Below are 8,211 nucleotides of genomic sequence, written 5' to 3'. Positions count from 1 at the left end.
TGACCCTAAAACAAATGCCCACCTGTTGACCTATGACTCCATGCTGGGTCGCTTAGATGCAGATATCAAAGCGGTTGATAACACTATCGTTGCCAACGGTAAGGTGATTAAGTGTGTCTCGGATCGGAATCCCTCCAACTTGCCTTGGGCCGATTGGGATATTGATATGGTGATCGAGTCAACAGGCGTTTTTGTGACTAAAGAAGGGGCTGGTAAGCATCTGGAAGCAGGGGCCAAGAAAGTTTTGATCACTGCACCCGGCAAAGGCGGTGTTGGCATGTATGTGGTTGGGGTGAACCATGAAACCTACGATCCCAGCGAAGCAATTCTCAGTAATGCCAGTTGTACAACGAACTGTTTGGCCCCTGTCGTCAAGATCTTGCATGAACAGTTTGGGATTAAGCATGGCTTGATGACCACCACCCACAGCTACACGGGGGACCAGCGAATTCTAGATGCGAGCCACCGAGATTTGCGTCGGGCGCGTGCTGCTGCAGTTAATATTGTTCCGACTTCCACAGGTGCTGCCAAAGCGGTTGGAACGGTTATTCCTGCTCTTGCTGGGAAGCTTAATGGTATTGCCTTGCGAGTCCCCACGCCTAACGTATCTGTTTGTGACTTTGTAGCCCAAACTGAGAAGCCCGCCATTGCCGAATCTGTAAATGAAGTTCTCAAGCAAGCGTCTGAAGGCTCTATGAAAGGGATCATTGCTTTCAATGAAGAGCCCTTGGTATCGGGTGACTTTAAAGGTCATGATTGCTCCTCTATTGTCGATGGTTCCCTCACTATGGGAATGGGCGGCAATATGATTAAGGTGGTGGCTTGGTATGACAACGAGTGGGGCTACAGCCAGCGTGTGCTTGACCTCGCTGAGTATGTTGCTCAGAAGTGGTAAGTGGTAAAAATCCCTTGCTCTGAATTTTTACTGCTCGAGTAAAGTGCTTCAAATTGAAATTCCTCACTTCTATCAAGGGGTGAGGAATTTTGTATGAAATAGATTGATCCGCTAAAGGTCAGCCGATGATGGAGAAGGCTGCAGTTCAAATTTATGCGAGCTGGTTATGAGCCCATACGGCTAGCTGTTGCCAGGGATCGTTTTTTTGGTTCGATCGTTGCCGTCAGCGCCTCATTTAAGGGGGCGCGGCCAAAACGCTGTTCCAAAATATTCATCACCTCGCGTCCAAAATCATTGGGACTTTGCTTCCAAGCTTGGAGACATACTTCGCCAAACAGCGATCCCATCGGTTCAGGATTCCACAGCAATTTCTTGGCGGTCCAAGGCATGAGGCTCATGGGATTGTAGCCAGGCTTCAGAATTTTATTTTCGAAAGCATATTCTTCTAAATGGGTGTGGGGCTGAAGACCAATAAAGAAGATGGCGGGCTCAACCTTGTCGGCTCCAAAAATTTTCTCCAATTCTCGATGGTAGGCAATGGTCTGGCGAATAGTTTCGGGACGCTCGTCAATCACATTGAAGGAGTAATTTACGGAAACTAAATCCTTAAAGCCTGCAGCCTTGAGATCGCGACAGTTTTGTAAGACAGTACGCAAGTTATATCCCATCCGCATTTTGCGAACTAGCTCTTGAGAACCGCTGGTGATCCCAATCTCAAAATAATTCATCCCGGTTTTGACCATCAGGTCGCAGAGTTCAGAGGTGAGATTGTCAGCGCGAATATAGGCCGCCCAATGAATGTCCGTCAGACCCGCATCAAGCACTTTTTGGAGTAGCTCAATCGCATCGGGAATATAGCGACGCGCGGGGATAAATTGAGCGTCGGTGAACCAGAAGTTGCGAATGCCACGATTGTAGAGCTGCTGCATTTCGGCAACGACTTCTTCGGCTGGATTGACCCGAACTCGTTTGCCTTCAATCACGGTGTAGACGCAATAGCAACAGTTGTGGGGACATCCTCGCTTGGTCTGAACTCCGACGTAGAAGTCCTCGGACTCGAAATAATATTCAAATTCAGGCCAAATGCCGGCAATGTAGGGATAATCACAGGCAGTTTTTTCGATCTCAGTGGGCCATTCGTGGATCATGCGATCACGCGGGCGATTCTCTCCCACCACATAGCACCGCTCATCCCGGAACTCCTGGCCCTTCAGCAGCTTTTCTAGCAGGACCTCACCTTCGCCCACGGATACAATGCTTCCCTTCGGCAATTGCGTTCCTAACTGTTCATAAAAAACGCTGACGGCGCCACCCCCAACAACGGTTTGTGCTTGGGGACGATACCGCCGGGCTCGCTTGAGTCCTCGTTTGATTAAGCCTGAATTCCGCCATAGCTCTGCATAGTAGGCCAGAAAGACCCTTAATCCCCCAAAAGCCCCTTTCAATTTGGTCCAAGGATTTTTGCCATAGTAAAGTTCAAAGGCGTGTTGAAGGGGATTCCCGCCCCTTCCGCCGACCGGCGCATAAATCTGAATGTCTCGCCAAGAGAACACGAGGAGATCAGGCTGAAATTCATCAACGCATCGGTCTAAGGCCGACTTGAAGTCCAGCGGTGGCACCGTACCCAAATCAAAAATCCGCTGTTCCACATCAGGAAAACATTTGTGGATATGGTCGGCTAGGTAGACAACCCCAATGGGAAAAATTGGATTACAAGGTAGGCGAATGTAGAGGATGCGGGGGTTATTCATCACGCCTTGAGAGAACGTTAAGGTTTAACGGAGGTAACACAGAAGTTATATATCTTAATCATAGTACTGTGTCGCCCTAGAGGGGTGGTTGGGACCTCGGTCGTCTCCCACACCAACCAAGCGATCCCAAAAAAACTAGGTTAGAATCTTTACGTTTGATCCCATGCTTCAGGCTATAGCAATCCTAAAGAAAAAGTAAAAAATAACTCTTTTCTCTAAGGTTAATCGATTTAGGTAACGATGTTTACAGCTGCCTGGGATCGAAGAATGTTAGCTTAAATTTGCGTTAAATATCCAAATAAAAAACGGTCAAAAATATTTTTTTCTGTGAATTGCCATGCCACAAATCATTGATCCCCTCCCTCCTAACGATTCAGACCCTATGGTCTGCTGTTACGTTAACGTTTCCAATAAGATTCAAGTTGCTCGAATTACCAATATTCCCAATTGGTATTTCGAGCGGGTTGTATTTCCGGGGCAACGCCTATTGTTTGAGTCGGTGCCCGAGGCTCAGTTGGAGATTCATACGGGGATGATGGCTAGCGCAATATTGTCAGACACCATTCCTTGCTACCGGCTTCGCTTACACCAGAGTGTTAGTGTTTCACAACAATATCTGAGTGAAGAGCGGGTGATGGAAGGGAATAGTCATCATGCTGGGTCAAAGAATATGCTCGAATTTCCACAAGCAGCTCAGGTCTCTTAAATTCCACTGAGTTTGCCTCACATTCGACCAATTGCATAAAACTACATTTGGGGTGAGTTACGCTCACCCCTTTATGCTGTTTAGAATCTTGACGCATGAATCTGCTTGCTATTGATGCTCAGTTCTTTAGGAATCTCCTACTGGTCATGGGTATCTTGGGAGGGGCTGCGATCGCAGACTGGATGATCGGTCGCTGGATACAGCGACAATTTGGTAAATCCCGACAGTCCAGTCGCAACCAGTTTCAGCTATTACAACGGTTCTCAATCTTTTTGCTACGGTTGGGGATCTGGCTGATTGCCTTCTACAACATTCTGACCCTTGTTCCGGGTTTACAACCTTTTGGAGATTTGCTGAAAGAGGGATTAGCTGTCTTTCCCGACAAGTTGTGGGAGAGCTTAAACACCCCTTTTTTCGATTTAGATCGAAAGCCCGTCTCTCTATTGACCGTTTTGATCTTTCTGATCACCACTGTGTTGGTCTTCGTAGGCGCACGGGTCTGTAGTCAATGGCTGAAAAAGAGTGTCCTGCCGCAAACGCGGATGGAGCAGGGGGCCCAAGCTGCGATCTCTACAATTATCAGCTATACCCTTGCGGTGATTGGTTTTATCATTCTGTTGCGTTCCGTGGGCCTAGATATCAGCTCACTAGCAGTGATTGCAGGGGTACTGGGAATTGGTTTAGGTTTTGGCTTGCAAGAGCTAGCCAGTAATTTTGTCAGCGGTTTGACATTGCTCCTAGAGCAACAACTACGAGTGGGAGATTTCGTAGAGGTTGATGGGGTGCTAGGAACCATAGAGCGCATTTCTATTCGCTCCACAATTGTCCGTACCCAAGATCGTTTATTTGTAGTGGTTCCTAATCAGCATTTTTTTGCTAAGAACGTCATTAACTGGACCTACCAAACACCGGAAAGCCGATTACATATCCCTGTGAATGTGGCTTATGGCTCCGATACCGTTTTGGTGACAGAAGCCTTATTGATTGCAGCGCGGGCTGAATCACGAGTACTCAAGTATCCTCCCCCACAAGTGTGGTTTAAAGCATTTGGGGATGATGCCTATCAGTTTGAGTTGTTGGTGTGGATTAACCAACCCTGCGACTTTCAGCCTATCCAAAGTTCTTTGAATTTTTTAATTGAGCAAGAGCTGAACCGCAAAAATATTGAAATACCATTTCCTCAAAGAGATCTGTGGCTCAAAAACCCTGAAGTCCTTACAAAAGCATTGCAACCCTCCCTTGAGACTGCGCCCTCATCGTCGCCACAATCGACGGGTGGAGAAATAGCTAAACAAAAGACGGGGCTTAAGATTACGAAAAATAGCACGCTACGCTCCCTACTCCGCCAAGTGAGCTATTTTGAAAATTGTACCAATGTCCAATTGAGAGTGCTAATTGAACAGGGGTACCGTAAATTTTTCACCCCTGGCCAGGTTATTTTTCGTGAGAATGAATTTGGGGAGTCCTTTTACGTCATTCTCTCCGGCAAAGTAGAAGTCTTTTCTCAAAAGTTAGATCGCCGCATTGCCACCCTGACAGTCGGAGACTTTTTCGGTGAGATCTCTTTGTTAACTGGCGCGCCCCGAACAGCAACCATGAGAGTGATTGAAGCCACGACACTGTTTGTTGTCGACCGACAGGCTTTGCAAAAACTCCTGCAAAACTATAAGACTTTGGCTGAAGAGATTGCAAAGTCTCTCTCTCAGCGGCAACAAGTTCTGGAAGAGCTGGGCTTGACCCAGATTAATCCGTCCGAATCGGCAGAAGCTGATCCCTTTATCTGGATTCGTCGACGGATTCAAACCCTATTCGGAATATAAAGGTCGCCAAACGGGAGAACCATCGTCTTTGTGATGTGTCAGACGTTTAACATCAGATCCGTCTATATTCGCCCGAAAAATACCATCTCTACTTTCATAAAGAACCTGAGTTCCATCAGGTAACCAATCAAAACTAATTTCTAAAGCATCATCATCGGTGACCCGTGTCCGCGCTTTCCCGTTCGGGAGAATCGTGTACAGATCCCATGTACCGTAGCGGTCCGAAGTAAACGCAATTCTGTTTCCTGTAGGCGCCCATCGTGCCCCATTGTCGGTTTCGGGATCTTGGGTTAATCGCTGGAGATCTGAGCCATCGACATTGATGGTATAAAGGTCGACCATCTTGTTGCGGCCAGAGGTAAAAACAAGACGAGTACTGTCTGGAGACCAGTGTGCATTCCAGTCATCACCTGGATCTCTAGTCAGTTGCTTAAGTTCTCTGGTATTAAGGGTCATCCGATATATATCGGAGTTCCCATTTGTATCGCGTGTGAATAGAATATGTTGCCCATTGGGAGACCATACTGGGTCCCTATCTTCCCCTTGATGCTCAGTTAGGCGCTGGAGTTTGAGTCCATCCAACTTCAACATATAAATTTCTAAATTATAAGGATGTTCCTGGGTTGAATGGCGCATGCTATCAAAGGCGATATATTTGCCATCGGGTGACCATACAGGATTGGTATCCTCGGCATGATGCGTGGTTAGGCGTGTTAAACCGCTCCCATCGACGTTGATCAGGTAGAGATCGGTGTTGTCATGCCGGTTAGAAGTAAAGATTAGGCGTTTGCCATCCGGTGACCAAACTGGATTCCAATCTTCCGCAGGATTTGTAGTTAATCGTTTGTGGGCTGTGCCATCAGCAGTCATCAAAAAAATATCGATGTTTTTGTCGCCCTGTTTACGGGTGTAGGCAATGGCAAAATCCGACAAATTGGTTCTGGTGCAAGCCGTAAGCAACCCAATGCTAAGGAGTGTCTTTAGCAATATCAATGGATGATGGGTATCTCGTGGCATTCGGTTACGGGTTCAATTCCTTCAAGTATATCGACTGGTGCTGTTACAACTGCTCTACTAGCAGTCTCGAATCAAGCATTGTGAGGCTTTAAAGTCGGCTATGGTCGCGTTTCCAGTACAAAAGAGAACCGTTTCTAGTTCAGCAGTCAGCATTTCCATAAGGGTATGCAAGGCCGCTTCCGACTCATGGGCCGCTTGCAGAAAAGGGTAAGCCATGCCTGCTAAATCGGCCCCTAATGCAAGAGCCTTGGCAATATCCAGACCATTACGAAGTCCTCCAGACGCAATTAAAGGAAGGTTGGGATCGGCTTGGCGGATTGAGGTCACACAGTCAGCGGTCGGCAGACCCCAATCGGAAAAGGTTTGCCCCAGGCGACGTTGACGAGGATCTTCTGCACGCTCTCCTTCAACCTTGGCCCAAGAGGTGCCGCCCGCACCAGCCACATCAATGGCAGCGACCCCGACTTCCATTAACCGCAGCGCTAAAGGCGCGGAAATGCCGTTGCCGACTTCTTTGACGATGATGGGAACCGATAGCTGCTGGCAAAGTTCACCAATTTGTGCGAAGAGGTTACGGAAATTGGTATCCCCTCGACTTTGAATACATTCCTGTAGGGGATTAAGGTGCAGGATTAAGGCATCGGCTTCTAATAAATCAATGCTGCGGCGGCAGGCATCGATGCTGTAGCCATAGTTGAGTTGAACGGCGCCTAAATTAGCGAATAGGGGAATGTCTGGTGCATGCGATCTCACGGCAAAGGTATCTGCCACTTGAGGATGCTCCACGGCAACTCGCTGTGATCCCACGCCCATAGCAATCTTGAATTCCTGAGCAACGATGGCGAGGCGCTGATTAATGGTTTTGGCGAGATCGGTTCCCCCAGTCATCGACGAAATTAAGAGGGGTGCCCCTAAAGTCTTACCTAAAAAAGTCGTAGACAACTGAATATCTTCTAGGGCTAACTCTGGTAAACAACAGTGCTGGAATCGATACCGTTCAAACCCCGTAGTGATCGATTTGCATTGCACTTTGTCATCTAAACAAATACGCAGATGATCGGCCTTACGCGTTTTGATGGCCTCATCAGTATTGGAGGAAGTAGAAGTCACTCGCATGGAAAAGAGATAAGACATCAACCGGACAGAACCAAGCGTTGGCATTATGACCGGAAGCTCTCTTAATTATGCAAAATTCTGTTGATTTGGCAGAGATTTCAGTCGGCTTGATGTTCTTTTCTGAAGACCATGATGTGGTTGTTGGCAGAGTATAGATCAGTACCGCTTGCGGAATGGGGTGATTTGGCATTAACGCTTTGAGTCCATAACAGTTATTTAGGACGGATGACAAGCATTTGGTTGCCTCCCTTCTGTAATTCATACTCAACTGTTTCAACAGAAGCGGTATAGCCCCAATCCTGACAAGATTGAAGAATCGGTTGGATGTAGGGTGACGGTTGGAGCATTAGGGTGAGTAAGGGAAAAATGCGTACTTCGGTGCTGACTCTGAGCAGTTCTCGAATAGAAGCTTGATGGAAGTCTCCATCGTAGTGATCTGAATACAGAAATAGAAAATGGGAACACAACGCTAGCTTAAAACTTTGATTCGAAAACGGGAGTGTCGGTAATGCAGCGGTTTGATAACGACTTTCTTGTTTACCTCGTTCGTAATCTTGCAGGAAGGTCTGCATTGCTTGAATACGATTGTGGCGGAGGTTCTCAGGGGAGGAATGGTAAGACCAGATCCAATCTTGTGGAGTCGCTTTGACTTGATCGATGACGTCGTCTAAAACAGCTTCAAAGCGTTGCTGAATGTCTAGTCCACTGAAGTGGTAGATGGGGTCAATAGAAACGATGTGGCTTCCCAAGGTCGTAGATTCAGCATTAAAGCTGGCCGGACCATCACCCACGCCCAAGATTGATTGCTCTATCCCTCTTTTATCACTTTAGACAGAGAGAAAGTCAGGATGCTTGAGCAATTTCCTCACCAGTGGACAGCAAAATGTCTCCATCCTAGATGTGAGT

At 47.3% G+C, this 8,211-nt stretch carries 7 protein-coding genes; 3 read left to right on the top strand and 4 right to left on the bottom strand.

What is annotated here, in order from left to right; all coding sequences use genetic code 11:
- Positions 1-895 (top strand): type I glyceraldehyde-3-phosphate dehydrogenase (gene gap / locus Q0991_RS19825; RefSeq protein ID WP_299491778.1); only part of this gene is annotated, 895 nt, incomplete at its 5' end.
- Positions 896-1,059: 164 nt separating this feature from the next.
- Here the strand turns inward: gap and Q0991_RS19820 are convergent.
- Positions 1,060-2,646: a photosystem II high light acclimation radical SAM protein gene (locus tag Q0991_RS19820; RefSeq protein ID WP_299491776.1), complete on the bottom strand. Its 1,587-nt coding sequence runs from the start codon at positions 2,644-2,646 to the stop codon at positions 1,060-1,062.
- A gap of 337 nt (positions 2,647-2,983) precedes the next feature.
- Here Q0991_RS19820 and Q0991_RS19815 point away from each other — a divergent pair, with 337 nt between their 5' ends.
- Both Q0991_RS19815 and Q0991_RS19810 read left to right on the top strand, forming a co-directional pair.
- Complete coding sequence (locus tag Q0991_RS19815; RefSeq protein ID WP_299491773.1) at positions 2,984-3,352, top strand: DUF1830 domain-containing protein; 369 nt, start codon at positions 2,984-2,986, stop codon at positions 3,350-3,352.
- A 95-nt stretch (positions 3,353-3,447) separates the two neighbouring features.
- The gene (locus Q0991_RS19810; RefSeq protein WP_299491771.1) at positions 3,448-5,172 is read left to right on the top strand and encodes a cyclic nucleotide-binding domain-containing protein; all 1,725 of its coding nucleotides are present in this window, start codon (positions 3,448-3,450) and stop codon (positions 5,170-5,172) included.
- Here the strand turns inward: Q0991_RS19810 and Q0991_RS19805 are convergent.
- The 3 genes from Q0991_RS19805 to Q0991_RS19795 form a co-directional block, all read right to left on the bottom strand.
- The gene (locus Q0991_RS19805) at positions 5,158-6,189 is read right to left on the bottom strand and encodes a DPP IV N-terminal domain-containing protein (RefSeq protein ID WP_299491769.1); all 1,032 of its coding nucleotides are present in this window, start codon (positions 6,187-6,189) and stop codon (positions 5,158-5,160) included. The two genes, Q0991_RS19810 and Q0991_RS19805, sit on opposite strands and share 15 nt — an antisense overlap.
- A 57-nt stretch (positions 6,190-6,246) precedes the next feature.
- Positions 6,247-7,323 carry a type 2 isopentenyl-diphosphate Delta-isomerase gene (gene fni, locus Q0991_RS19800; protein ID WP_366525018.1) on the bottom strand — a complete coding sequence of 359 codons (1,077 nt, stop codon included), beginning with the start codon at positions 7,321-7,323 and terminating at the stop codon, positions 6,247-6,249.
- Positions 7,324-7,517: 194 nt separating this feature from the next.
- A complete protein-coding gene (locus tag Q0991_RS19795) occupies positions 7,518-8,096 on the bottom strand; it encodes an SAM-dependent methyltransferase (protein WP_299491780.1) in 579 nt (192 codons plus the stop codon).
- Between the last annotated feature and the right edge of the window lie 115 nt (positions 8,097-8,211).

Origin of the sequence: Acaryochloris sp. IP29b_bin.137, from assembly GCF_028285745.1 — a bacterium.
Taxonomy (GTDB): Bacteria; Cyanobacteriota; Cyanobacteriia; order Thermosynechococcales; family Thermosynechococcaceae; genus Acaryochloris.
The sequence above is the reverse complement of the archived record's forward strand: the minus strand, read 5'-3'. Positions and strand labels throughout refer to the sequence as shown.

Bases quoted from the DNA above. Each gene is read 5' to 3' on its own strand.
- Q0991_RS19815 (WP_299491773.1), top strand. From the start codon at position 2,984: ATGCCACAAATCATTGATCCCCTCCCTCCTAACGATTCAGACCCTATG.
- Q0991_RS19820 (WP_299491776.1), bottom strand. From the start codon at position 2,646: ATGAATAACCCCCGCATCCTCTACATTCGCCTACCTTGTAATCCAATT.
- Q0991_RS19810 (WP_299491771.1), top strand. From the start codon at position 3,448: ATGAATCTGCTTGCTATTGATGCTCAGTTCTTTAGGAATCTCCTACTG.
- fni (WP_366525018.1), bottom strand. From the start codon at position 7,323: ATGTCTTATCTCTTTTCCATGCGAGTGACTTCTACTTCCTCCAATACT.
- Q0991_RS19805 (WP_299491769.1), bottom strand. From the start codon at position 6,189: ATGCCACGAGATACCCATCATCCATTGATATTGCTAAAGACACTCCTT.